The 25,192-nt window shown below is 60.5% G+C and carries 22 protein-coding genes and 1 pseudogene; 15 read left to right on the top strand and 8 right to left on the bottom strand.

What is annotated here, in order from left to right; translation table 11 throughout:
- Positions 1–47 precede the first annotated feature (47 nt).
- The 3 genes from argJ to LT42_RS15370 all read left to right on the top strand — a co-directional run bounded on the left by argJ (position 48) and on the right by LT42_RS15370 (position 3,011).
- Complete coding sequence (argJ, locus tag LT42_RS15380; RefSeq protein WP_037014668.1) at positions 48–1,265, top strand: bifunctional glutamate N-acetyltransferase/amino-acid acetyltransferase ArgJ; 1,218 nt, start codon at positions 48–50, stop codon at positions 1,263–1,265.
- 172 nt (positions 1,266–1,437) lie between these two features.
- Positions 1,438–2,070: a glutathione S-transferase family protein gene (locus LT42_RS15375; protein WP_037014666.1), complete on the top strand. Its 633-nt coding sequence runs from the start codon at positions 1,438–1,440 to the stop codon at positions 2,068–2,070.
- Complete coding sequence (locus LT42_RS15370; RefSeq protein ID WP_037014664.1) at positions 2,067–3,011, top strand: Nudix family hydrolase; 945 nt, start codon at positions 2,067–2,069, stop codon at positions 3,009–3,011. Before LT42_RS15375 ends, LT42_RS15370 begins: the two co-directional genes overlap by 4 nt.
- 279 nt (positions 3,012–3,290) lie before the next feature.
- On the opposite strand, the gene LT42_RS15365 is transcribed toward LT42_RS15370, so the two are convergent.
- The 3 genes from LT42_RS15365 to LT42_RS15355 all read right to left on the bottom strand — a co-directional run bounded on the left by LT42_RS15365 (position 3,291) and on the right by LT42_RS15355 (position 6,897).
- Positions 3,291–3,869, bottom strand: coding sequence for a cob(I)yrinic acid a,c-diamide adenosyltransferase (locus LT42_RS15365; RefSeq protein ID WP_037014662.1), 579 nt, complete (start codon positions 3,867–3,869; stop codon positions 3,291–3,293).
- Positions 3,870–3,873: 4 nt separating this feature from the next.
- Positions 3,874–5,922 (bottom strand): sensor histidine kinase, encoded by a 2,049-nt coding sequence (locus LT42_RS15360; RefSeq protein WP_037014650.1) that lies wholly within the window; start codon positions 5,920–5,922, stop codon positions 3,874–3,876.
- Between the two features lie 63 nt (positions 5,923–5,985).
- Positions 5,986–6,897: a putative 2-dehydropantoate 2-reductase gene (locus LT42_RS15355; protein WP_037014647.1), complete on the bottom strand. Its 912-nt coding sequence runs from the start codon at positions 6,895–6,897 to the stop codon at positions 5,986–5,988.
- A 181-nt stretch (positions 6,898–7,078) separates the two neighbouring features.
- Between LT42_RS15355 and LT42_RS15350 the strand changes: the two genes are divergently transcribed.
- Complete coding sequence (locus LT42_RS15350) at positions 7,079–7,564, top strand: YajQ family cyclic di-GMP-binding protein (RefSeq protein WP_037014643.1); 486 nt, start codon at positions 7,079–7,081, stop codon at positions 7,562–7,564.
- 146 nt (positions 7,565–7,710) lie between these two features.
- Positions 7,711–8,559 carry a mechanosensitive ion channel family protein gene (locus tag LT42_RS15345; protein ID WP_037017346.1) on the top strand — a complete coding sequence of 283 codons (849 nt, stop codon included), beginning with the start codon at positions 7,711–7,713 and terminating at the stop codon, positions 8,557–8,559.
- Between the two features lie 288 nt (positions 8,560–8,847).
- Here the strand turns inward: LT42_RS15345 and LT42_RS15340 are convergent, their stop codons facing one another.
- Both LT42_RS15340 and LT42_RS15335 read right to left on the bottom strand, forming a co-directional pair.
- A complete protein-coding gene (locus LT42_RS15340) occupies positions 8,848–10,413 on the bottom strand; it encodes an AmpG family muropeptide MFS transporter (protein WP_037014640.1) in 1,566 nt (521 codons plus the stop codon).
- 42 nt (positions 10,414–10,455) lie between these two features.
- Entirely contained in the window at positions 10,456–10,821 is a 366-nt protein-coding gene (locus LT42_RS15335) for an MGMT family protein (protein ID WP_037017343.1), read from the bottom strand.
- Positions 10,822–10,984: 163 nt separating this feature from the next.
- Here LT42_RS15335 and LT42_RS15330 point away from each other — a divergent pair, with 163 nt between their 5' ends.
- From LT42_RS15330 to groL, 5 genes are all read left to right on the top strand, one after another.
- A complete protein-coding gene (locus LT42_RS15330) occupies positions 10,985–11,992 on the top strand; it encodes a DUF481 domain-containing protein (RefSeq protein ID WP_037014637.1) in 1,008 nt (335 codons plus the stop codon).
- 204 nt (positions 11,993–12,196) lie between these two features.
- Complete coding sequence (locus LT42_RS15325) at positions 12,197–12,928, top strand: HugZ family pyridoxamine 5'-phosphate oxidase (RefSeq protein WP_037014634.1); 732 nt, start codon at positions 12,197–12,199, stop codon at positions 12,926–12,928.
- Between the two features lie 66 nt (positions 12,929–12,994).
- Positions 12,995–13,492 carry an FxsA family protein gene (locus tag LT42_RS15320; protein ID WP_037014632.1) on the top strand — a complete coding sequence of 166 codons (498 nt, stop codon included), beginning with the start codon at positions 12,995–12,997 and terminating at the stop codon, positions 13,490–13,492.
- 253 nt (positions 13,493–13,745) lie between these two features.
- Positions 13,746–14,039 (top strand): co-chaperone GroES, encoded by a 294-nt coding sequence (locus tag LT42_RS15315; protein ID WP_037014630.1) that lies wholly within the window; start codon positions 13,746–13,748, stop codon positions 14,037–14,039.
- A gap of 49 nt (positions 14,040–14,088) precedes the next feature.
- On the top strand, positions 14,089–15,732 hold the full coding sequence (gene groL, locus LT42_RS15310; protein WP_037014628.1) for a chaperonin GroEL: 1,644 nt from the start codon (positions 14,089–14,091) through the stop codon (positions 15,730–15,732).
- A 323-nt stretch (positions 15,733–16,055) separates the two neighbouring features.
- Here groL and LT42_RS15305 read toward each other — a convergent pair whose 3' ends face one another.
- Positions 16,056–16,799, bottom strand: coding sequence for a phosphatase PAP2 family protein (locus LT42_RS15305; RefSeq protein ID WP_037014626.1), 744 nt, complete (start codon positions 16,797–16,799; stop codon positions 16,056–16,058).
- Between the two features lie 236 nt (positions 16,800–17,035).
- Between LT42_RS15305 and colR the strand changes: the two genes are divergently transcribed.
- From colR to LT42_RS15280, 5 genes are all read left to right on the top strand, one after another.
- Entirely contained in the window at positions 17,036–17,719 is a 684-nt protein-coding gene (gene colR / locus LT42_RS15300; protein WP_037014624.1) for a two-component system response regulator ColR, read from the top strand.
- Positions 17,709–19,031, top strand: coding sequence for a sensor histidine kinase (locus LT42_RS15295; protein ID WP_052075295.1), 1,323 nt, complete (start codon positions 17,709–17,711; stop codon positions 19,029–19,031). Before colR ends, LT42_RS15295 begins: the two co-directional genes overlap by 11 nt.
- 160 nt (positions 19,032–19,191) lie before the next feature.
- Positions 19,192–19,860, top strand: a complete 669-nt coding sequence (locus tag LT42_RS15290) for a class I SAM-dependent methyltransferase (RefSeq protein WP_037014622.1) — start codon at positions 19,192–19,194, stop codon at positions 19,858–19,860.
- Between the two features lie 4 nt (positions 19,861–19,864).
- Positions 19,865–20,584: a lipopolysaccharide kinase InaA family protein gene (locus LT42_RS15285; protein WP_037014619.1), complete on the top strand. Its 720-nt coding sequence runs from the start codon at positions 19,865–19,867 to the stop codon at positions 20,582–20,584.
- Positions 20,581–20,808 carry a hypothetical protein gene (locus LT42_RS15280; protein ID WP_037014616.1) on the top strand — a complete coding sequence of 76 codons (228 nt, stop codon included), beginning with the start codon at positions 20,581–20,583 and terminating at the stop codon, positions 20,806–20,808. Before LT42_RS15285 ends, LT42_RS15280 begins: the two co-directional genes overlap by 4 nt.
- 198 nt (positions 20,809–21,006) lie before the next feature.
- On the opposite strand, the gene LT42_RS26045 is transcribed toward LT42_RS15280, so the two are convergent.
- Entirely contained in the window at positions 21,007–21,168 is a 162-nt protein-coding gene (locus LT42_RS26045; RefSeq protein ID WP_162835410.1) for a hypothetical protein, read from the bottom strand.
- Between the two features lie 996 nt (positions 21,169–22,164).
- Positions 22,165–25,191: pseudogene (locus LT42_RS15265) on the bottom strand (multidrug efflux RND transporter permease subunit); the annotation flags it as partial.
- Position 25,192: the final 1 nt, after the last annotated feature.

Raw genomic sequence — 25,192 nt, 5'->3', positions numbered from 1 at the left:
TCCCGGCAATACCGCGCGGCATGATTGTCTTTCAAGGAGCGCATTACATGGCTGTTGGTCTTGGTCCGTTGCCGACGCTGCACCCGGTTCCCGGTTTTGAACTTGGCATCGCTTCTGCGGGCATCAAGCGCCCGGGGCGCAAGGATGTCGTGGTCATGCGTTGCGCCGAAGGCTCAAGCGTCGCCGGCGTGTTTACGTTGAACGCTTTTTGCGCTGCCCCCGTCATCCTGGCCAAACAGCGTGTACAAGGCACCGTGCGTTATCTGCTGACCAACACCGGCAACGCCAATGCCGGTACTGGCGAGCCGGGCCTGGCGGCTGCCGAGCGCACCTGCGCCAGACTCGCCGAGATCACCGGCGTGGAGGCCGGCGCCGTACTGCCATTCTCGACGGGCGTGATTGGCGAGCCGTTGCCGGTCGAGAAAATCGAAGGTGCGCTCCAGGCAGCCCTGGATGATTTGTCCGTCGACAACTGGGCCGCTGCCGCGACCGGCATCATGACCACCGACACCTTGCCCAAAGGTGCGAGCCGCCAGTTCGTGCTCGATGGCGTGACCGTGACCGTGACCGGCATCAGCAAGGGCGCGGGCATGATTCGTCCGAACATGGCGACCATGCTGGGCTACATCGCCACCGACGCTGCCGTGGCGCCGGGCGTGCTGCAGGACCTGATTCGCGACGGCGCCAACAAGTCGTTCAACCGCATCACCATCGACGGCGACACGTCGACCAACGACTGCTGCATGCTGATTGCCACCGGTCAGGCCGCGCTTCCAGCGGTGACCGAAGCCAAAGGCCCGCTGTTTGAGGCATTGAAAAAGGCGGTCTTCGAAGTGTGCATGGATGTCGCTCAGGCCATCGTCCGTGACGGCGAGGGCGCCACCAAGTTCGTGACGGTCGAAGTCAACGGCGGTGGCAATCATCAAGAGTGCCTGGACGTGGGTTACACCGTGGCCCACTCGCCGCTGATTAAAACGGCGCTCTTTGCTTCCGACCCGAACTGGGGGCGGATTCTTGCGGCCGTGGGTCGCGCGGGCGTGCCGGACCTCGACGTCAGCAAGATCGACGTGTTTCTGGGTGACGTGTGCATCGCCAGCAAAGGCGCCCGCGCCAGCACCTACACCGAAGAACAAGGCTCGCTGGTGATGGCGCAGGAAGAAATCACGATCCGCATCGAGTTGGGCCGTGGTGACTGCAGCGAAACCATCTGGACCACTGACCTGTCGCACGAGTATGTGAAGATCAATGCGGAATACCGCACCTGACAGACTTTTTTGGTCTGCGCCCAAACAACGTTTATTGCGGGGTTGAACTGTGATCTGTGGGAGCGCCACCCCGGTCGCTCCCGCAGAGACAGCCTCTGCCTCGAGAAGGGCGACTGTCATGAGCGCGGGGTAGCGCCCATGATGTTTCATGAGTCTTCAACGGAGCCAAGACATGAGCCTGCATTTGATCATCGGCGACAAGCGCTATTCCTCCTGGTCTATGCGCCCCTGGCTGGCGCTTGTGCTGACCGGCGAGGCGTTTACCGATCAGGTGATTCGCCTGAATCAGACCGACACCACCCGCCTTATTCTTGAGCATTCGCCGACGGGCAAAGTCCCTGCACTCAAATGCGACCACGGCACGATTGTCGATTCGCTGGCCATTTGTGAGTACCTTGCCGAGCGCTTTCCAGGCGCCGGCTTGTGGCCGGCAGATGTGGCAGCCCGTGCTCAGGCACGCTCGGCGTGCGCGCAGATGCACAGCGGTTTCGCCGGGTTGCGCTCGCGGCTGCCGATGGATGTGCAGCGCAACGAGGCACTGGAAGTCATCGAAGTCGAGGCTCAGGCGGACATCGACCGCATGGTGACATTGTGGCGCGAATGCCGTGCGGTGTCTGGGGCAGGAAAGGGCTTCCTGTTCGGCGCGCCGGGCATCGTCGACGCATTTTTCGCACCGGTCGCTGTGCGCTTTCGCACGTATCAGGTGCAATTGCCAGCGGACGCTGCGGCGTACGTCGAAACGCTGTATCAGTGGCCGGCGTTCAAGCGCTGGCTGCAGGCAGGATTGGAGGAAGGTCAAGCGTGAAACGAGTCCATGTAGCTGCGGCAGTCATCCGTGGCAGCGACGGCAAGGTGCTCATTGCCCGACGCGCCGACACCCAGCATCAAGGCGGCCTGTGGGAGTTTCCCGGGGGCAAGGTCGAGGCAGGTGAGTCGGTTGATGCCGCGCTTGCTCGCGAGCTGCACGAAGAACTGGGCATCAGCGTGACGTCGGCGCGTCCGTTGATCAAGATCAGCCACGACTACCCGGACAAGCAGGTGCTGCTGGATGTCTGGGAAGTGTCGTCCTTCACCGGCGAGCCCCACGGTGTTGAAGGCCAGCCGTTGGCCTGGGTTTCGCAGCGCGAGCTGGCCGAATACGATTTTCCGGCAGCGAATCGGCCGATCGTGGCGGCTGCGCGGCTGCCCGGTGAGTACCTGATAACCCCGGACGATCTGGAAACGCCGGACCTGTTGCGCGGCATTCGCACGGCGGTGGCTGCCGGCATCAAGCTGGTCCAGCTGCGTGCGCCGAACATGTACGACCCCAAATACCGTGACGTTGCCGTTGATGCGGTGGGGTTGTGTGCGGGCAAGGCGCAGTTGATGCTCAAGGGGCCGCTCGAATGGCTGGGCGACTTTCCCGCAGCAGGTTGGCACTTGACCAGCGAGCAGCTGCGCAAGTACGCCAGCAAGGGACGGCCTTTTCCCCAGGACCGCTGGCTTGCAGCTTCATGCCACAGCGCCGAGGAGCTGAGCCTCGCCGAACAGATGGGCGTGGATTTCGTCACGCTCTCGCCCGTGCTGCCGACCTTGAGCCATCCAGACGCTCAACCGCTCGGCTGGGAAAAGGCCCGTGACTTGATCGCCGGGTTTAGCAAGCCGGTGTATTTGCTCGGCGGGGTAGGGCCGACGGATCGTCCGCAGGCGTGGGATTGCGGTGCGCAAGGTGTGGCGGGGATCAGAGCGTTCTGGCCGCAGGGCTAAACGCGCCGGTGAAGTCTCGAACCGGCATGCTTGCTAGCGCTGCCGAGTTGCAGCCGGGTCGGCTGATGTACGCAATTCCCTGTAGGAGCCGGCTTGCTGGCGAACGCATTCGCTCAGTCACAACAGCGGTGCCGATGTGACGGGTTCGCCCGACCGCGGCCCGCAGCAAGCCGGCTCCTACAGAGTGAGTGACCATCCGATTATCGGGTGGCGACCGCGAGGTGACAATTCAGGGCCGTGTTGATCTTCAGCAGTTGATCCTCGCGCCGGCCTGCAACATCACTGCGGCTTCTTCGCGGGCTCCCACAAAATCTCCGCCACACCCTCGCGACGGGCAATGATTCGCGCCGCCACGAATAACAGATCCGACAGCCGATTGATGTACGCCAGCCCAACCCCGGACAGTGGCTCGACGGCGTTCAAGTGCTGGCAGCGACGCTCTGCCGTACGCGCCAGGCTTCGGCAAACGTGGGCTTGGGCAATCAATGCCGAACCGCCCGGCAAGATGAAGTTTTCCAGCGGCCCCAGCTCCTCGTTCCAGTGATCAATCGCCGCTTCCAGTCGCTCGACCTCCGCCGAGTTCAGCGCCTGATACTCCGGCATCGCCAACTCACCGCCCAAGTCAAACAGCCGATGCTGGCACGGGACCAGCACATCGATGACCTCCTGCAGTGCGGGGCGGCTCGCGACGCCGGCAGTCAGTCCCGCCAGCAGCACGCCGACGTGGCTGTTGAGCGTGTCGACCTCGCCGATCGCTTCGACCCGCGGATGATCCTTCGGCACACGACGGCCGTCGCCGAGACCTGTTTCACCGGTGTCACCCGTGCGTGTGTAGATTTTTGACAAGCGAAATCCCATGGCGCTACTCCCGGTCGTTTTGACCAATGACCTGTGGTGCAGGCATATCTACTGAATTGTCCACCAGGGGCAGGCGCAAGGTGAAGCAGGTGCCCTGGCCGGGGGTGGAGTGCACCTCCATTTGCCCCTTGTGGTTGTTGGTGATGATGAAGTACGACACGGAAAGGCCCAGCCCCGTGCCCTGTCCGATTTCCTTGGTGGTGAAAAACGGCTCGAAGGTTCGCTTGCGCACACTTTCCGGCATGCCGATGCCGTTGTCCTCGACCTGAATTTCCGCCCATGGCGGGTTCAGGCGCGTGCGCAGAATGATGCGCCCCGGCTCGCGGTCGTCCTCACGCTGATGAATCGCCTGAGCGGCATTCTTCAGCAGGTTGAGCAGCACTTGCTCCAGTTCGTTGGCCGTCGCAGGTACCGGGCCGAGCTGAGGATCAAACTGGCGAATAATGTTCTGGCCTTTGAAATCAAAGCCGATGGTCAAGTCGAAATCGTTGCTGGCAATCTCCACCGCCTGATCGATCAGCGCCGGCAAATCACATGGGGTCAGCTGGCGATTGCTGCGTCGGCTGAAACTGAGCATGTGGCTGACGATCTTTGCGGCCCGCGCGCCGGCTGACTGAATGCCATCGAGCAGCTGCGGCACTTCCCGAGCGATCAGGTATTGATTCACGGCAGCCAGCTCAATGCCTTCCTGCTCGGCCTGCTCCAGATTCTTTGGCAAATCCGGCGATAGCCTACGGCGGATGTTCTGCACGTTGTGCATGATCGCCCCGAGAGGGTTATTGATCTCATGGGCCATGCCAGCAGCCAGTCCGCCCACCGAGAGCATTTTTTCTGACTGAACCATCATTTCCTCCAGCGACAGGCGCTGGGTGATGTCGTCGATGCGGATCACCGCGCCCCGGCCAGCGTCGCCGGTTAGCGGGTAGAAGGTCAGGGCGTAGTGACGCGACTCTTCGCCCTTGACCCACGTTACGCGCTCGATCTTGGTCACGGTGTGACGTTCGACGGTCTGTTTGATCTGCGGCAAAAAAGCACGCATCGGCGGGAATGCCGAATAAATGGGTTGGTTCAGCGCTTCATCCAGCGGCGTTCCCGAAAGCGCTCCGGCCTCCTGATTCCACTGGGTAACGTACAGCTGCTCGTCGAGGGCGATCAACGCCGAAGGCATCGAATCGATGATGCTGTTGAGGTAGTTCTGGAAGCCGGTGAGCTTTTTCTCGATCTTGCTGCGCACCTGCACTTCCAGCTCCAGCTTGCGGTTGGTGTGTCGGGTTTCCTCAGCCAGCCCTTGTGCTTGATCGTAGGCTTCCTGGGATTCGTCACGCGCGCGTTTGAGCTGCTGTTCGCGCGCCTGCATGCGCGACAGCATGGTGTTGAATGCCTCGGCCAGCGATCCGATTTCGTCCTGATTGCCGGGGCTTGCCCTGAGCGCGTAGTTCTCCTCGCGGGTGACCTGACGCGAAAGGTCTTCCAACTGATAAATCGGTTCGGTGATGAAACGACGGATCTGCCGGGCCACCCCCGCCCAAAGCAGCACGCTGAAAATCAGAATGCCCAGGCTGGCGGTCAGCGTGCCGGTGTAGAACGCCGTCGGCAGCTCACTGCTGGCGACCAGCAGCAAATGCCCCGAGGCCTGCCCGGCTTTCGGAACCGGGATGACCTGGGTGTTGCGAAACTCGGTAACGCGCCAGCTTTCCAGGTCACGGTAGTGCTCGGGCATGTGCAGTTTGTCGCCCTGCTGCATCTGCGCCAGCCGCGTACCGCTGGCGTCGTACAAGGCTGCCGCCCGCAAGGGGCCGTAATTTTTCAGCTCCTTGAGCAGGTTTTGCGCGTTCGCCGTCGATGTCAGCGCCTGCTCCGACAGGCCGGGGTTGCTGATCAGCCGGCCGATGGTCTGCAAGGCCTGCGGGGCCATGGCTTCCTGGGAGATGTAATAGGCGGCGCTGATGAAGGTCAGGTTGGCCACCACCAGTACGGTGGTGAGCAACACCAACAGGGCGGCGAGCAGCTTTTGACCCACGGGCAGATTTTCGAGGCGCTGGCGCAATGGCATGGGGCAGTGTCACCGAAATGAGGAGAGGGCAGGTTAGCGCTGTTCAGCCCGCGAGCAAACCCGTCAGTCGCTGGGAAGGCCTCGCGCCTTGAGGTCTTCGATCAGGCGCAGGCGTAACCGGTTCAGACCGGGCGCAGGGCAATCAAGCGCGCGCGCCGTGGCGCAGACATGCCCGAGCAAATAGCTGATCTCGGTGCGGCGGCCTTGTGCGACGTCCTGATACATCGAGGAATAGTTGGCGGCGGTGGCGGTGATGACCTGCTGCACCTGCTCCAGCAGGCCTTCTGCAGCGCCGGCCTGGCCACAGCATCGCAATACGCTGCCAAGTTCGGCGCACAACGCTGTCACTTCCTCGGCGTGTGCCTGCAAGGCTCCGTTGCGGCACTGGTGCAGCACGGTCAACGGGTTGATGGCGCAATTGAGTGCCAGCTTGCGCCAGAGGCGTTCGAGAATGCTGGAGGTCCATTGATGTGCGATCCCGGCTTGCTCAAGCTCGTTCAGCCAGGACGGCGCCAGGCTTTGGGTCGCATCGCCGAGCCAGTTGAAACCTTGCCCGGCAAACACCACGCTCCAGTCTTGATCACGATAAGCACCCTCGGTGCTGGACACAAAGATGCAGCGCGCCTGGGGCAGCATCGCGGCGACCGCTTCCTGGCTTCCAAGGCCGTTTTGCAAAAGCAGCACGTCGGCCTTATCGGTGAGCCGATGGGCGATGGCGGCCACTGCGCGCTCTGCATCGTAGGCTTTGCAGGCCACCAGCAAACGCTCGATGGGCTGAGCCGCGCTGACCGCTTGCGCTGCTATAGCGAAGGTATGGCGCTCGCCATTTTCGCTGAGGGTCAACCCGCCCCGCGCGGTATAGGCTGCGAGTCGGGTTTCGTCGCGCAACAGCAGGCGCACCGGCAGACCTGCCCGCGCCAGCCGCGTTGCCCAGAGACTGCCCAGACTGCCCGCCCCCAGAATGTGCCAGCACACGGCGCTCAAGAGCAAAGACGCCCAGACGCGATAAAACCTGCAGGAAAGGAAAACGAAATCAACATTGCAGGCTCACATGAACGTGGGAAAAGTCTCGTTATAATGACCGGGCTTTCATACCGTCAAGTCAGGCGTGCTCCATTCACATGTCGAGCCGCGCCGCATCAATTGGAGAATCTAAATGCCCTCGTTCGACGTAGTGTCCGAACTGGATAAACACGAAGTCACGAATGCCGTCGACAACGCGATCAAGGAGCTGGACCGCCGCTACGACCTCAAAGGCAAAGGCAGCTTCGAGTTCACGGAAAAAGACCTGCTGATCAAGATGACTGCCGAGGAAGGGTTTCAGCTCGAAGCCATGATCGAGATCCTCAAGCTGGCTCTGGTCAAGCGCAAGATCGATGTGCAGTGCCTGGAACTCAAGGACCCCTATGCCTCCGGCAAGGTGATGAAGCAGGAAGCCACGCTCAAGGAAGGCATCGACAAAGAGTTGGCCAAGAAGATTGTCGCCCACATCAAAGAAGCCAAACTCAAGGTGCAGGCCGCCATCCAGGGTGAGCAAGTGCGCGTCACCGGCAAGAAGCGTGATGACCTGCAAGAGGCCATTGCCGCCCTGCGTGGTCATGAGTTCGGCATGCCGCTGCAGTTCAACAACTTCCGCGATTGATCCTGCGCTTTGGCCGGCAATTCAGATTGCGCAGGAACCCGCGAGGCTCCTGCGCGTCGGAATGCAGGTCAGGCTGAAATGACGGGCCGGCCCGGCGCCGTCAGTTCAGCATTCCACGTCGCGACCCCGAGGAGAAATTGATGGACTTGGATTTGAACAGCCAAGTGGACCATCTGGTGAAGGCGTCTCAGGCCTGGATCCCGATGGTCATGCAATACGGCAGCAAGGTGCTGCTGGCACTGATTGTGTTGGTGGTGGGTTGGTGGCTGATCAACAGGCTGACCTCCCGAGTGGGCGCGCTGCTGGCGCTGCGTCATGTCGACCTTGCGCTGCAAGGCTTCATCAGCAGCATCGCCAATATTATCCTGAAGATTCTGCTGATCGTCAGCGTCGCTTCGATGATAGGGGTTGAGACCACCTCGTTTGTGGCCGCCATTGGTGCGGCAGGTCTGGCCATCGGTCTGGCGTTGCAGGGCAGTCTGGCGAACTTCGCTGGCGGGGTTTTGATTCTGCTGTTCCGTCCGTTTCGCATCGGCGACTGGATCGAGGCGCAAGGCGTTTCGGGCACCGTCGACAGCATCCAGATTTTCCATACCGTGCTGCGTACAGGGGACAACAAGACCGTCATCCTGCCCAACGGCAATCTGTCCAACGGCATCATCACCAACACCAACCGTCAGCCGACGCGCAAAATCACCTTTGATGTAGGCATCGATTACGAAGCCGATCTCAAGCAAGCGCTGCAGGTGCTGATGGACATGGCGGATGATCCGCGTGTCCTGCAGGACCCTGCGCCGCAAGCGGTGGTGGCGGCGTTGGGCGACAGCTCGATCACGGTGTCGCTGCGCGTATGGACCAAGACCGGCGACTTCGGTGATGTCTCGAACCGCTTCAACGCGGAAATCCGCGACCGCTTGCGCGCCGCCAACATCGACATCCCGTTCCCGCAACGGGTAATTCGCGTGGTGCAGGAAGAGCAGCCCGCGAAGGCGTAACGCTGATCGTAGAAACCAAAAAGCCCCGACTTTCGAGAGTTCGGGGCTTTTTGTTGATGAGGGGCGGCAGTTTGCGCAAGCGTGAATGGCGATCCGGCTATTGGATTGGCATCTCGTTCTGTAAGACCGGCTTGCAGCGAACGTCGCGAGCGAATATCGGGGCGTAATTCACTTTGTAGGAGCCGGCTTGCTGGCGAAAGCAGTGGGTCAGGTGCCGGCAATTGTGGCGGATAAAACCGGTTCGCCAGCAAGCCGGCTCCTACGGACCTGGGTTAGCCGACGACCGTCTTATAGAACTGAATCCACAGGCTTCGCGGGCTCTTCGCCTTCTGCCGCTTCTTCGCGTGCTTCCCGGCGCGCTTCCTGGGCCCAGTGCAGGGCGATCATGAACAGCGTTGGAACGCCCATCAGAGCGGTTGCCAGGAAGAAGTTGTGATAACCCAGCTTTTCCACCATGACCCCGGAATAGCCGCCGATCAGGCGGGGCAGCAGCAACATGATCGAACTGAGCAGCGCGTATTGAGTGGCGGAGAACTTGAGGTTGGTCAGGCTCGACAGGTAAGCCACGAACGCTGATGTCGCCAGGCCCGAGCTGAAGTTGTCCAGCGAGATCGTGACGATGAGCATTTTCAGGTTCGGGCCCATGTCGGCCAGCATCAGGAACAGCAGATTGGTCGCTGCCGAAGTGATACCGCCAATGAACAGGATTGGCAGTATCCCGAAACGCACGATTGCCAGCCCGCCGAACGCCGCGCCGCCCAAGGTCATCACCAGGCCGAAAATCTTGCTGACGCTGGCGATCTGATCCTTCGTGAAGCCCTGGTCGATGTAGAACACGTTCGCCATCACGCCCATGACCGTGTCGGACATGCGATACGTGGCGATCAGCCCCAGCAACAGGAAAGCCTGCCAGCGATAACGCAGAATGAAATCGTTAATCGGCGTCAGCACGGGCGCGAGCCCGCGACGGCCCATGGACGACAGGCAGGCCACGGTCAGCAGGGTGTAGAGGATCGCGCGCAGAAAGGCGCGGTCCTCCATCAGCAGGTCTTTCCAGGTCGTGCCCTGAAACAGCACGCTGGCGAAGTCGGTGTTGTACAGCTGGGTGAACATCGCCGGTACCGACACCAACAGAATGATCAGCACGAACACCGACGCCAACTGGTGAGCAAAGCCGTAGCGGGCCGCTGACAACTGCGTACGCATGGGCACAGCAGGTTCGCGCATGATCAGACTGGTGATCAGCGCCGGAACCATGAGCAGGCCGAACAGGACGTATGTACCTGCCCACGCCGAGTGCTTGTAGGCAAAACCGGTGGAGCCAAAGCCTTCGGCAAAATACAACGCGCCGGCGGTGGCCAGCAGGGCGGCCACACGGTAGCCGGCCATGTAACTGGCAGCGAGAGTGGCCTGCTGGCTGTCGCTGGCGATTTCGAGCCGGTAGGCGTCGATGGCGATGTCTTGGGTCGCGGAGGAAAATGCTACCAGCACGGCGATCGCGATCAGCCAGGACAGATGCTGCTGTGGATCACAGAAGCCCATGCCGATCAGGCCCAGCGTCACCAGCGACTGAGAGAGCACCAGCCATGAGCGGCGTCGGCCCAGCCGGCCCAGCAAAGGCAGGCTCCATTGGTCAAGCAGCGGCGACCAGACCCACTTGAAGGCGTAGGCCAGGCCGATCAGGCTGGCGTAGCCGATGGTTTCCCGGGCAACGCCGGCTTCACGCAGCCAGACCGAGAGCGTGGAAAACACCAACATGTAGGGCATGCCCGCGGCGAAGCCGAGCAAAAGGAGCACAAGTGTAGAGGGGCTGGCATATGCGGCGAGCGCGGCGCGCCAGGTTTTGCGGGGCATGGGCTGGAATCTGCCTCAGGTTACGTAAACAAAGCGCGCACTCTAACCGTTGTGCTCCATCGGGCGCCAGCCATGGCGCACCATATCCACACGATTGTTACGGATGGTCACGCCTTCGGTTCGTAAACGCGCGCGTTGCTCCTCGCCAGACGGCGTTCCGGGCGCCAGGCTGATGCGCCCGCCCGCGCCCAGCACCCGATGCCACGGCAGGCTGCTGCCTTGGGGCAACTGACTCAACGTTCTGCCCACGTAGCGCGCCGCTCGTCCCAAACCGGCCAACTCGGCCAGCTGTCCATAACTGATCACTTTGCCTTCCGGCACTTGATGCAAGGTGAGGTAGAGCGCCGTGCGCCGCGCCTCTGCTGGAGTAAGGCCTGCAGGATCGGTGTCCGGCGGTGATTGTTCGATCAAGCATTCGTTCCTGTATAAAGGATGAACGGGAATTTTCGATAAGGAACTTGGGAAATTTCCTACTGTCAGTGATACCTGTGTCGGCGGTCCGCCGATTGCCTAGACGTTGTCCATCCGGATAATGCCCGATTTTCCCCGAACCAGAGCCTTGTCGTTGCTTATGTTGTCCAGAACCCTGTTGTGCGTTGCTATTGCCAGTGCTTCAACCCCATTGCTCGCTGACACCGTCTGGTTGAAAAACGGTGACAAGATGACGGGGACTATCAAGGTCTTCGACGGCGGCAAGCTGTTGCTCAATACCAAATATGCGGGCGACGTTCCGTTGGACTGGAAGGAAATCAAGACGCTGGAAAGTGACCAGCACCTTCTGGTCAAGCAGGACGCTACCACTGGCGAGATTTCCAAGTCGCTGCAGCCAGCCGAAGACGGCAAAGTTACACTGGCCAACGGCGATGCGCCGAAGACAGTCGAATTGGCGAGCATCCAGCAGATCATGAAGCCCAAGCCGGTGGTGACCGATCTGGTCTGGAAGGGCAACATCGATGCCGCGCTGGACTTCCAGCGCGCCGAGAACGACACCGACGATTACAACATCGCCTTCAAGACCTCCGCGACCCATGGCCAATGGCGCCATAACGCCAAGGGCGAATACAACCGCGAGTCGCAGGACAGCCTGACCACCACCAACAACTGGGACGCCGAATACTCGGTCGACCGGTTCCTGACAGAAAAATGGTTCTGGGACGGTCGCATCACCTACAAGCGCGACACCATTGAAGACCTCGCGCGTCAGCGCACGGTCGGTACCGGTCCTGGTTATCAGTTCTGGGACGACGAGTTGGGCGCATTCAAAGTCGGCGCGCTGCTTAACCGCACCGATTTCGAATATTCCAACGGCGAAAAAGACAACTTCTATTCCGTGTCCGGCACGTGGGATTACAACCGCTACTTGATCGGCAAGAAGGTGGAGTTCTTCACCAACGGTGAGGTGGGCAAACCCATCAGTGGCGTGGCCGATTACAGCCTCGAGACAGAAGTGGGTCTGCGTTACAAGGTGACCGAGTGGGCGTCGCTTAACCTCAAGGCCGAGAAAGACATCATCAGCGGTTCGGATAACGGGGACCTCGACAAGACCCGTTACACCGCTGGTTTCGGTGTGGCCTGGTAAGTTTTTTCTGCCGGGCAATCAGGCGCCTGCAGATCGAGTGATCTGCAGGGCCGGCTCGCAGCGTCTTTTACTCGAATTCCTCTGCAAATCGTCACTCTCCCTTAATCTGGCACGTTCGCGCGATAGCGATTATCGTGTGACGGGTTGGCGCGCTGTGCGCTTTGCGTTCGTCGATATTTCAAACAGATTCGTTCAGGAGCCCACATGAGCAACAGCGCCAACCGGCAGGCACGAGCCTTGCTGCTCAAGGAATACCGGGGCGTACTGTCGACCCATTCCAAGTCGATGCCCGGTTATCCGTTTGGCTCAGTGGTGCCTTACTGCCTGGACGATGAAGGCCGGCCGCTGATCCTGATCAGCCGCATCGCGCAGCACACCCACAACCTGCAGCTCGACGCTAAATGTTCGTTGCTGGTGGGCGAGCGGGGCGCTGAGGACGTCCAGGCAGTTGGGCGCGTTACGCTGATGGCCGAGGCCGAGAAAATCACCGACGGGGTTCGCATCGAGGCTGCGGCGCAGCGCTACTACCGCTATTTCCCGGAATCCGAGAGCTACCACAGCGCTCACGACTTCGACTTCTGGGTGCTCAAGCCCGTGCGCTATCGCTACATTGGCGGGTTTGGCGCCATCCACTGGCTGGACAATGTTGCCCTGTCCAATCCGTTCGCTGGCCCTGCCGAGATCGGCATGGTCGAGCACATGAACGATGATCACACCAAAGCCATCGCCCACTACGTCGAACTGGCCGGGTTGCCCGCCACGCTGCCCGCTGTCCTGGTGGGCATCGACAGCGAGGGCATGCACCTGCGCATCGGTCAAAGTTTGTACTGGCTGGCATTCGCCGAGCCCTGTAATACGCCGACACAAGTCCGCCAAGCCTTGGTCCAGCTGGCTCACGCTGAAAAATGGCCGGCTTTGGAACAGGTCGAGGCTTGAATTAACGACTTTGCGACGTCACGTTAGGTTTACTGGAAGCCTTCTTCCGTTCAGGAACTCATTTTGATGCGCGTTTTTCTTCTGCTTTTATTGCTTTTTCCGGTGCTTGAGCTGTTCGTACTGGTGAAAGTCGGGATGTCGATCGGCTTCCTGCCGACCTTCCTGCTGGTCGTGGGTGGGTCGATGCTGGGCATATTCGTGGTGCGGGTGGCCGGTTTGGCCACTGCAATGAGCGCCCGGCAAAGTCTGGCGCGTGGCGAGTTGCCTGCCCAGCAAATGCTGGATGGTCTGATGATGACCGTTGGCGGTGGTTTGCTTGTGCTGCCGGGGTTCATCAGCGACGTGCTGGGTCTGCTCTGCCTGATGCCTTTCACCCGTCGCCTGATCGTCGGCAAGGTTCGCCGCCGCGCCGAAGCCCAGGCATCGCGCCAGCGAGCGTTTACCGAGGACATGCATTCCGCAGGTTCCATGCATCCCGGTGGCGCCCGGCCCGAGGCCCGTCGTCCTGAAGTGATCGAGGGCGAGGTCATCGAAGGCGAGTACGAGCCCGTCGATAAAAAGTGACGCTCATGGCTTTAAAGCACGGCACCTGCGGGTGCCGTGCCCGTTTTCGCGTCTGTCATTTCTGCAAAAATTTTCTGTCCTCAGCCTTGTAATCGACCAGCACGCCCTTATGTATGGGTCACCGCAAGGTTTCTGGCGCATTTCGTCAGACCGTATTCTGCGGTTCGCTCGCGAACCGTAACCGGCAAGTCCGGATGTTTAACCCGCCGGTGTCTGCACCGGGCGTTTAAAAACCATAATTAGGAGATCGACAATGAAGCTTCGTCCTCTGCATGACCGCGTCGTAATCCGTCGCAGCGAAGAAGAAACAAAAACTGCTGGCGGTATCGTGCTGCCTGGTTCGGCTGCTGAAAAACCAAACCGTGGCGAAATTCTCGCCGTCGGCAACGGTCGCATCCTGGACAACGGTGAAGTACGTGCGCTGGCCGTGAAAGTGGGTGACAAAGTGGTGTTTGGCCCGTACTCCGGCAGCAACACTGTGAAAGTAGACGGCGAAGACCTGCTGGTGATGAGCGAGAACGAAATTCTCGCGGTCGTCGAAGGCTGAGTTGATTCCCCCTTTCCCGTTACTACAAAGTATTTAAGGAATAACGATCATGGCTGCTAAAGAAGTTAAGTTCGGCGACGCTGGCCGTAAAAAAATGCTGGCCGGTGTAAACGTCCTGGCCGACGCTGTAAAAGCAACTCTGGGCCCAAAAGGCCGTAACGTCATCATCGAAAAAAGCTTCGGCGCTCCGCTGATCACCAAAGACGGTGTGTCGGTTGCCAAAGAAATCGAGCTGAAAGACCGTTTCGAAAACATGGGCGCGCAGCTGGTCAAAGACGTTGCTTCCCGTGCCAACGATGACGCAGGCGACGGCACCACCACCGCTACCGTTCTGGCTCAGGCTATCGTCAACGAAGGCCTGAAAGCCGTCGCTGCCGGCATGAACCCGATGGACCTCAAGCGCGGTATCGACAAGGCAACCATCGCCATTGTTGCCGAGCTGAAGAAGCTGTCCAAGCCTTGCACCGACTCCAAGGCAATTGCCCAGGTGGGTACCATCTCGGCCAACTCCGACAACTCCATCGGCGACATCATTGCTGAAGCAATGGACCGCGTAACCAAAGACGGCGTTATCACCGTTGAAGAAGGTTCGGGTCTGGAAAACGAACTGTCGGTTGTTGAAGGCATGCAGTTCGACCGTGGTTACCTGTCTCCGTACTTCATCAACAAGCCGGACACCATGGTTGCCGAGCTGGACAGCCCGCTGCTGCTGTTGGTTGACAAGAAAATCTCCAACATCCGCGAAATGCTGCCAGTCCTGGAAGCTGTTGCAAAAGCCGGCCGTCCTCTGCTGATCGTTGCCGAAGACGTTGAAGGCGAAGCCCTGGCGACGCTGGTCGTGAACAACATGCGCGGCATCGTTAAAGTTGCAGCGGTCAAGGCCCCTGGCTTCGGCGACCGTCGCAAGGCCATGCTGCAGGACATCGCTGTCCTGACTGGCGGTACCGTTATCTCCGAAGAGATCGGCCTGAGCCTGGAAACCGCGACCCTGGAACACCTGGGTAACGCCAAGCGCGTTGTGCTGAACAAAGAAAACACCACGATCATCGACGGTGCTGGCGTTCGTGCCGACATCGACGGTCGCATCGCGCAGATCCGTCAGCAGATCGGCGACACCTCGTCGGACTACGACAAAGAGAAGCTGCAAGAGCGTCTGGCCAAGCTGTCGGGCGGCGTTGCAGTGATCAAGGTCGGCGCTGGTTCCGAAGTTGAAATGAAAGAGAAGAAAGCCCGCGTTGAAGACGCCCTGCACGCTACCCGTGCAGCCGTCGAAGAAGGCGTGGTGCCTGGCGGTGGTGTTGCTCTGGTTCGTTCGCTGCAGGCGATCTCCGAACTGCGTGGCGACAACGCTGACCAGAACGTCGGTATCGCTCTGCTGCGTCGTGCGGTTGAAGCGCCACTGCGTCAGATCGTGGCCAACTCGGGCGACGAGCCTAGTGTTGTGGTCGACAAGGTCAAGCAGGGCACCGGTAACTACGGCTACAACGCTGCGAGCGGCGAATACGGCGACATGATCGAGATGGGTATTCTGGACCCGGCGAAGGTGACCCGTTCTGCTCTGCAGGCGGCGTCTTCCATTGCCAGCTTGATGATCACCACTGAAGCGATGATTGCTGACGTGGCAGAAGACAAGCCAGCCGGTGGCGGCATGCCTGACATGGGCGGCATGGGTGGCATGGGCGGCATGATGTAAGCCAGCCGTACCCCGATGTAAAAAAACCCCGCTTCGGCGGGGTTTTTTATGAGCGCATTTTGAGTCCCTGTGCCTGCACCGAAGTAAACGATTTTATGCTGCACCTAATGCACCGATTCCAGGCTGCACGTAATGCACTGTAGGAGCCGGCTTGCTGGCGAATGCGATAGGTCAGCTACGCGGCCGTTGGCTGAAGAAACGCGTTCGCCAGCAAGCCGGCTCCTACCAACTGGCCTGTAACTCCAACGCTTCCGCCACGATCGTTCCCATGCGCTACGTGGGCGTGCATACCGTGACGCTCTGCGTCATCCTGAAATAGGCGATTACCCCGAAACCACTTCCCCACTCACCGCCAGGTCCTTCTTCTTTGCCGGTCGGTACAGCACGGCGTAATACGCCCCCAGACAAAGCAGCCAGCAAAACACTGCCGTCCAGATGTTGTGGGAGAAGAAGTGGGCGCCCTGCAGCATGCGGCCGATGGAAAACACGGTGCCCAGCCCCGCCGCGAAGATCAGTCCGGCTTTGGCGAGACGCGGCTTGCGGTCGCGGAATACGAAAAACAGAGCGAATAACGTGAAGCCGGTGGCGGCGTGACCTCCGGGCCAGCAGCGTCCGGGTTTGTCGGTTTGAGGGCGGGGGCTGAGCAATTCGCTGTAGGTTTCCTGACCGCCGAATTCTTTCAGGCTCCATGGGCACTGCACCGACGTCACGACTTTGACCGGCGTGACGAAGCTGGTCGACAACACCATGGACAGCACCATGCAGCCGAGTTCGCGTTTCCAGGGTTTCAGCACGCTGAAGAAGAACGATGCAATAAAACTGACGAAGGACAACACGCCGATGGCGATCACCGCTTCTTTAGCGCGGTCGTGCAGAACGTCTTCGAGGAAAAAGCTGTGCCTGCCGATGAACTCGCCCGCCGCCGGGTCATAGGCCAGCTTGGCAATGTCCATGTCCAGGGACGTCAATTCCAGCAGCACCAGGACGATCGCCGTCACGGCCGGGATGCCCAGGTAAATCCAGGGATTGATCGGTGGTGAGGCAGGCCGTTCGAGTGCGGATGACATGGCGAATCCCGTGTGTTGGGCGAGGGGAGAGGCTCGGGTGCATTGACCCGCAGCGGTGCGAAGTCTGAGCAGCGTGCTGTCGCGGCGTCGTGAACCCGCGGTGAAAAAAACGTTATGCACGGCGGTGCTGGCCCTTGAGCGCACATCGCCGTAAGCTGCCGCCAACTTCGACCTCGTTGAGCGGCGCCTCAAGCCGCATCCCGGGTCTCGCCACACCGCACAGGGAGACATGCGCCATGAGAATTCTGCTGGTTGAAGACAACCGCGACATCCTGGCAAACCTCGCCGATTACCTCGGCTTGAAGGGCTACACGGTTGATTGCGCGCAAGACGGTCTCTCTGGCCTGCACCTGGCGGCGACCGAGCATTACGATCTGATCGTGCTCGACATCATGCTGCCAGGCATTGACGGCTACACCCTCTGCAAACGCCTGCGTGAAGATGCGCGTCGCGACACGCCGGTGATCATGCTTACCGCCCGCGATCAGCTGGATGACCGCCTCCAGGGCTTCCGGTCCGGCGCCGACGACTACCTGCTCAAACCCTTCGCGCTGTCGGAACTCGCCGCCCGGATCGAGGCGGTATTGCGCCGTGCGCAGGGCGGTGGTCGGCGAACCTTGCAGGTCGCCGACCTGATTTACGACCTCGATACGCTGGAAGTGACCCGCGAAGGCCGGCTGCTCAAACTCAACCCGGTCGGGCTGAAGTTGCTGGCGGTGCTGATGCAGAAGAGCCCGCATGTCTTGCGTCGCGAGGTCCTCGAAGAAGCCCTGTGGGGCGATGACTGCCCCGACAGCGACAGTTTGCGCAGCCATGTCCACCAGCTGCGACAGGTCATCGACAAACCATTCGCCAAACCGCTGCTGCAGACCGTTCATGGTGTCGGCTACCGCCTCGCCGAGGGGCGTGATGGAGTTTAAGCAAAGCCTTGCCCAACGGATCATCATCGCCTTCGCGTTGATGAGCGCGCTGGTCGCCGGGTGCTTCGCGATGGGCATCGTCGCAACCGTGCACCTGGTGGAAGAGAAGTTGATTTCGGCCGGGCTGGGCGGCGATCTGACGCGTTTGCTGTTGATGGACAGCGTCAATGACTGGAGCCACCGGCCCGAGCCTGATCAGCTGTTTTACTTCAGCGGCGGGCCGGGGGACTTCGAGCTGCCGAAGGATCTGCGACATCTGGAGCCAGGCTTTCACGAGGTGTTTCGCGGCCCGCTTTCGTACCACGCCATGGTCGAAATCGTGGATGGTCGCCATTATGTTTTGCTGCAGGACCAGAGCGACTTTGAAGAGCGGGAGCGCGTACTGTTCGCGGTCGTGCTGGTGGGCTTCGTGTTGGCGCTGGCACTGGCGGTGTTCCTCGGCTGGATATTGGCGCGTCGGGTGATGGCCCCCGTCGTGCGCTTGGCGCGACAGGTCCGGCATCGCGATCAACTGCTCGGTCTTGCGCCACCGCTGGCCCCGGATTACGCGGCTGACGAGGTGGGGGAGCTGGCCGTGGCCTTCGACGCCACATTGGGCCGTCTGCGCGACGCCTTGACCCGTGAGCGGATGTTCACCAGCGACGTCAGCCACGAACTGCGCACACCGTTGATGGTGCTGGCGAGTTCCTGCGAGCTGTTGCTGGAGAACCCGGCGCTGGACCAGCGCGCCCGGGCTCAGGTCGAGCGTGTGGCGCGGGCGTGCGAAGAAATGCGCGACCTGGTGCAAACCTTCCTGATGCTTGCCCGTACTCAGCGCGATGATCTTGCCCTGCATCCGCAACTTACGTTGCAAGGCGCTGCTCAACAATTGATCAGCCTCTGGCGCGAACCTATCGAGCGCAAAGGGCTGTTGCTGGAATATCTGCCCGGCGAGCCCTCGGACACAGCCTACAACGCGACCTTCCTGTACGCAGTGATGGGCAACCTGCTGCGCAACGCTCTGCACTACACCGACACCGGCTTCATCCGGCTGACGCTGCGGGAGGGCGGATTCATGGTTGAAGATTCCGGTGTAGGCATCCCCGAAGAAAAACGCGCTGCGATGTTTCAGCCGTTCGTGCGCGGCACCGAACAGCGCGGGGAAGGACTCGGCCTCGGGTTGTCACTGGTCCAGCGAATCTGCGAAAACCAGGGCTGGACGGTTAGCCTGGACACGATGGAGCCCAATGGCTGCAGGTTCAGCGTGGACATGGGCAAACGCCCCGGCAAAGACCCGGCGCGGTTGTCACCGACAAATGTATCGTCTGTGTAAATCTGGTGAAAATCATCCGTATGTGGCCGTATGCTAGCCCTAAGTCCTTGAAAAATCTCGTAACATAACTTCACTTTTTCGAACGTTTTTTTCACATTTGACTGACCTGAGAATCACGCGCCGCTGCTTAGCGTGGTGTGTCATTTCAGGAGATGCAGTCATGAGCAAGCGGATCGAGCTGGATTTTTCACGCAAGTACGACGACGAACACGCGCAAAAATACCTGCGCAAACACAAGGACGGCCTGGCGAGACGCTTGTCTGATCGCCGTGACAAACAACTGGCGCGTCGCGCATTGGCGCTGGCGGGCGAACCGGGCCTGGTGCTGGACCTGCCATGCGGCGCGGGACGTTTCTGGCCCGTACTGGCTGAAAAGGCCAACCGGGTGATTATCGGGGCGGACAATTCGGCGGCGATGGTCAAGGTGGCGTGCGAGTCGCAGCCTGCGGAGATCGTCAAGCGGGTTCAGCCCTTACAGACCTCCGCGTTTGCCATCGAGATGCCGGACAACGCAGTGGACAGCATTTTTTGCATGCGGTTGATGCACCACATCGGCAAGGCTGAAGACCGCGCCGTACTGCTGAAAGAGTTTCACCGCGTGACGCGGGACAGTGTGATCGTGTCGCTGTGGGTAGATGGCAATTTCAAAGCCTGGAAGCGCAAGCGCGCCGAGGGTTCGCGGCCCAAGCATGATTATCAGAATCGCTTTGTGCTGCCGGTGGCCACCGTTGAGGCCGAATTTGAACAGGCAGGGTTTCGGATTCAGGAGCGCCTGGATTTCCTGCCGATGTACGCCATGTGGCGTGTGTATCTATTACGTAAGAGGTAACAGAATGGCCGTGGATTTCGCAACAGAGTTAACCGTCCCCGCCAAGGACCGCTTCGCCTACTTCTGGAACACGCGCGGTGAGTGGGTCGAAGAGCCCAACGTGCGCCGCGGTGGAGAAAGTGGCGTGCAGCGTGTCGTCTCGGAGAACGGTCGACTGTTGTATGTGAAGCGCCAGACAGGCCATATCTACCGCAGTTGGCTGCACCCGTTCGGTCGCCCGACCGTGCTGCGTGAGCGCGATGCGCTGGAGGGCCTGCGTCAGCTTGATGTGAACGTGCCGCGCATGGTGTTCTGTGGTGCCGAGCGCGACGAGAACAACGAATGGCGTGCATTGCTGGTCACGGCGTCGCTCGACGGTTTCGACGAATTCGAGAACTGGCTGCGTGCCGGCGGGCGCGAGCAGTACGGCGAAGCGGTCTACGAGCAGATGCTCAAAGAGCTGGCCAATAACCTTGCCCGCATGCACAAAGGCCGATGGCAGCACAGCTGCATCTACATCAAGCATGTATTCGTCCGGGTCGTGGGCGAGGGCTCCAACGCCAGGGCCGAGGTTGCGTTGCTGGACCTGGAGAAGTGCCGGCAGCGGCTGACGGCCTATGCCGCGGCACAGCACGATATGAAACAACTGCGTCGCCACTCGTCGTTTCAGCCTGCGGACTGGACCAAGCTGGTCTACTTTTACGAGACCGCGTTTGGCAGACCCATCAAAGGTTTACAGCGATGAAGTTAGAAATGGCACGAGGTTTGTTTTTGGTCGGGGCACTGGGCGTGACGTCCATTGCGATGGCTGCCTGGGAGCAACCCGGGCCACGGATTTTGAGTGCGGTGCATGGCGAAGGCCATTGCCCATTGCCTCGCGTGGCCAAGGTCAGTGATGCCGCCAGGCCTGACCATGATCTGCTGTTGTTGATGTTCGGGCTGGCCCAGGGAAGCGGCCCGCAAAGCTGACTTGCTTGCTGCACTGACGAAAAGGCTCCGAGGATCGGGGCCTTTTTTGTTGCAGCAGGTGGTTTCGGTGTACAGAGCGCCCAATGCAGAAACCGCACCGGGCTGGAGGCGATTTGTAGGAACCGGCTTGCTGGCGAACGCGGTTAATCAAACACATCGTGAGTGCCTGACCTGACCGGTTCGCCAGCAAGCCGGCTCCTACAGGTTCGGAGCAACGTCCGGCATTTGCGTTTGGGTTGCCATTGCCGCTGCCATTGCCACTGCCACTGCCACTGCCACTGCCATTGCCATTGCCACTGCCATTGCCATTGCCATTGCCATTGCCATTGCCATTGCCATTGCCATTGCCGCGGTCGCCATCGCCACTACCGTCGCTGGTATCGGCCACAACTGCGGTTGCCATTGGCCTGATACGGCGGTGCATCGGGGGGCTGATCACCGCAGACTCATCACATTTTCCTGAGGCTGCAGTTATCTGTAGGAGCCGGCTTGCTGGCGAACGCGGTTAATCAAACACATCGTGAGTGCCTGACCTGACCGGTTCGCCAGCAAGCCGGCTCCTACAGGTTCGGGGCAACGTCCGGCATTTGCGTTGGGGTTGCCATTGCCATTGCCCCGTCGTCGCCATCGCCATCCCCGCTGCCGCGGTCGCCATCGCCACTACCGTCGCTGGTATCGGCCACAACTGCGGTTGCCACAGGCCTGATTCGGCGGTGCCTCGGGCGGCTGATCGCCGCAAATTCATCACATTGTCCTGAGGCTGCGGTTATCTGTAGGAGCCGGCTTGCTGGCGAACGCGGTAAATCAAACACATCGTGGGTGTCTGACCTGACCGGTTCGCCAGCAAGCCGGCTCCTACAGGTTCGGGGCAACGTCCGGCATTTGCGTTGGGGTTGCCATCGCCATTGCCCCGTCGTCGCCATTGCCATTGCCATTGCCCAGTCGTCGCCGTCGCCATCGCCATCCCCGCTGCCGCGGTCGCCATCGCCACTACCGTCGCTGCTATCGGCCACCACTGCGGTTGCCGCAGGCCTGATACGGCGGTGCATCGGGCGGCTGATCGCCGCAGATACATCACATTGTCCTGACGCTGCGGTTATCTGTAGGAGCCGGCTTGCTGGCGAACGCGGTAAATCAAACACATCGTGGGTGTCTGACCTGACCGGTTCGCCAGCAAGCCGGCTCCTACAGGATTTGGGGTTGGCTTCCGGCATTTGCGTTCGTGTTGCCATCGCCGCTCTCAGTGCCAGTGCCAGTGCCAGTGCCAGTGCCGCTGCCACCGCCATCGCCGCTGCGACTTTGGTCGCGGCTGCCGTCGTCGTTGCCATCGCGGCGGTGGTTGCCATTGGCCTCAGGGGGCGGAGCATCGGGTCGCGCCAGTAGCGTGTAGAAGCATGGCAGCACGAACAGGGTGAACAACGTGCCCACCGACATGCCCGTGGCGATCACCAGCCCGATATCGAAGCGGCTGACGGCGCCCGCACCGGTCGCGAGAATCAGCGGCACCATGCCGAAGACCATTGCCGCCGTGGTCATGAGCACCGGACGCAGACGAATCGCTGCCGCTTCCTCGACCGCCTCGCGCGCTGTCAGGCCTTTCTCCCGACGCAGCTGGTTGGCGAATTCGACGATCAAAATCCCGTGCTTGCTGATCAAGCCGATCAGCGTGACCAGCCCCACCTGCGTGTAAATGTTCAGCGAGGAAATCCCGAGGAACAAAGGGATCAGCGCGCCACAGATCGACAGCGGCACGGTGACCAGAATCACCAGCGGATCGCGGAAGCTTTCGAACTGCGCCGCCAACACCAGAAAGATGATAGCGAGCGCCAGCCCGAACGTGACCCACAACGCATTGCCTTCCTGCACATACTGACGCGACGCGCCGGCATAGTCGTAGGCAAAGCCCGGCGGGGCCTCCTCGATTGTGATCTGTCTCACCAGCTCGATCGCCTCCGCCTGACTCACCAGAGGAAAGCCCGAGATGATCGCCGAGTTGAGCTGCTGAAACTGATTGAGCTGCCGAGGGCGCGCCCTGTCGCTGACGGTAATCAGCGTCGACAGCGGGAGCATCTTGCCCTCGGTGTTCTTCACGTAATAGTTCGCCAGCCATGCCGGGTTGTCGCGGTAGGCCCGCTCGACCTGAGCGATGACTTTGTAGCTGCGCCCGTCGATGGTGAACCGATTGATTTCCGCCTCGCCGAGCAAGGTTGCCAGGGTGCTGCCGAGATCCTGCATCGACACGCCCATCTGCGCGGCTTTGGCGCGGTCGATGTCGACCACCACTTCCGGCTTGTCGAACGCCAGGTCAACGTCCAGAAACGCGAACTTGCCCGAATCGGCAGCGCGCTTCTTGATGCGATCAGTCACCTCCAGCAACGCCGCATAGTCGCCAGGGGTGTTGATGACGAACTGAAACGGCAACCCTTCGCCAGTGCCCGGCAGCGACGGCAGGTTGAAACCGAAAATCTGCAAGCCGGTGATCCCGTTGAGTTTGGCCTGCACTTCGGGCAGCAGCTCCATTTGCGTGCGGCTGCGCTCATCCCAGGGTTTCAGCAAAAAGCCGCCCACCCCGGTTTGTACCCCGTTGAAACCGTTGATCTGGAACGAGGAGTAATACTCCGGGAACGCTTTGAAGATGCTGATGAACTGGTTGGTATAGCGGTTCATGTAATCGAGGTTGGTCGGCTGCGGCGATGTCGCCATCATGAAGATGATGCCCTGGTCCTCATCGGGCGCCAGCTGCGACTGGCTGAGCTTGATGAATACCGGGATCAGACACAGCACCAGCACCGCAAACACGATGACCACCGGCCGGGTGTTCAGCGTGCCATGCAAAACCCGCTGATAGCGCACCTTCAAGCGCTCGAACGCGTGGTCGAGTTTGTGCGCGAGACCGCTGGGGTTCTCGTCCCGGCGCAGGAGCAGGGCGCACATCATCGGCGAAAGCGTCAAGGCGACGATTCCGGAGATGACCACGGCGCCAGCCAGGGTCAGCGCGAACTCCTTGAACAGCGCCCCGGTCAGGCCCTCCAGGAATCCGATGGGCGCATAGACCGCCGCCAGCGTGATGGTCATGGAGACCACCGGCATGGCGATTTCGCGGGCGCCCTCGATGGCCGCATTAAAAGGCGTTTTGCCTTCTTCGATGTGGCGGTGGATGTTCTCCACCACCACGATGGCGTCGTCGACCACCAGACCGATGGCCAGCACCATCGCCAGCAGGGTCAGCAAATTGATCGAGTACCCCATCAGCTGCATGAAAAACAGTACGCCGATCATCGACAGCGGGATGGTGATCACGGGGATCAGCACAGAGCGCAGGGCGCCCAGGAACAGGAACACCACGACGATGACAATGAGCACCGCTTCAATCAGCGTCTTGACCACTTCATTGATCGACGCCTGAATGAACAGCGTGGCGTCGTAGGCGATGGAGGCTTTCAGGCTTGGCGGCAGCTGGGCTTCCAGTTCCGGCAAAATCCGTCGCACCTCCTTGATCACGTCCAGCGGGTTGGAGCTGGGTGTGCCCTTGATGCCGATGTACACCGATGGCGTGCCGTCGAACGAGCTGACCGTGTCGTAGTTCTCGGCGCCCATCTCCACACGCGCGACATCGCCCAGCAGCACACGGCTGTCGCCCATTGTCTTCAGCGGGATGGCCGCAAATGTCTCGGGCGACTTCAGGTCAGTGCTGGCATTCACACTGGTGACCACGTATTCGCCCTTGACCTCGCCCGCCGCCGACAGAAAGTTGTATTTGCGCACGGCATCGGTCACGTCGTTGGCGGTCAGGCCGAAGCCTGCGAGCTTCACCGGATCAAGCCACAGGCGCATGGCAAACACCTGATTGCCGAGAATCTCTGCCTCGGCCATGCCCGGCAGCGTCGCCAGCTTGGGCTGAATGACCCGTGATAAATAGTCGGTGATCTGTGGATTGCTGAGTTCCGCGCTGTAAAAGCTGATGTACATCAGTGCCGAGGCGTCTGCGGCTTCCTTGCTCAGAACCGGGTCTTCAGCGTCTTGCGGCAGCTTGTTCTTGACCTCGTTGGCCTTGGCGAGCAGCTCGGTGTAGAGCCGGTCGCTGTTGGAGCCGATGCGCGCATAGATGGAAATGACCGAGAAATTCTGCCGACTCACCGACGTCATGTAGTCGATGCCTTCGGCGCTGGCCAGACTTTGCTGCAACGGCTGCGTGATGTAACCCTGAATGGTTTCGGCGTTGGCGCCGGGGTAAGCCGTGGTCACAGTGATCAGCGCGTTTTCCATCTGCGGGTACTGGCGGATGGTCAGCTTGCTGAACGCCTGAAAGCCCAGCAGCACGATCAGCAGACTGATCACACTGGCGAGTACAGGACGACGGATGAACGGGTCGGTAAAGGCCATG

Source organism: Pseudomonas lutea, assembly GCF_000759445.1.
Lineage (GTDB): Bacteria > Pseudomonadota > Gammaproteobacteria > Pseudomonadales > Pseudomonadaceae > Aquipseudomonas > Aquipseudomonas lutea.
This window is presented reverse-complemented; position numbering and strand designations above follow the sequence as displayed.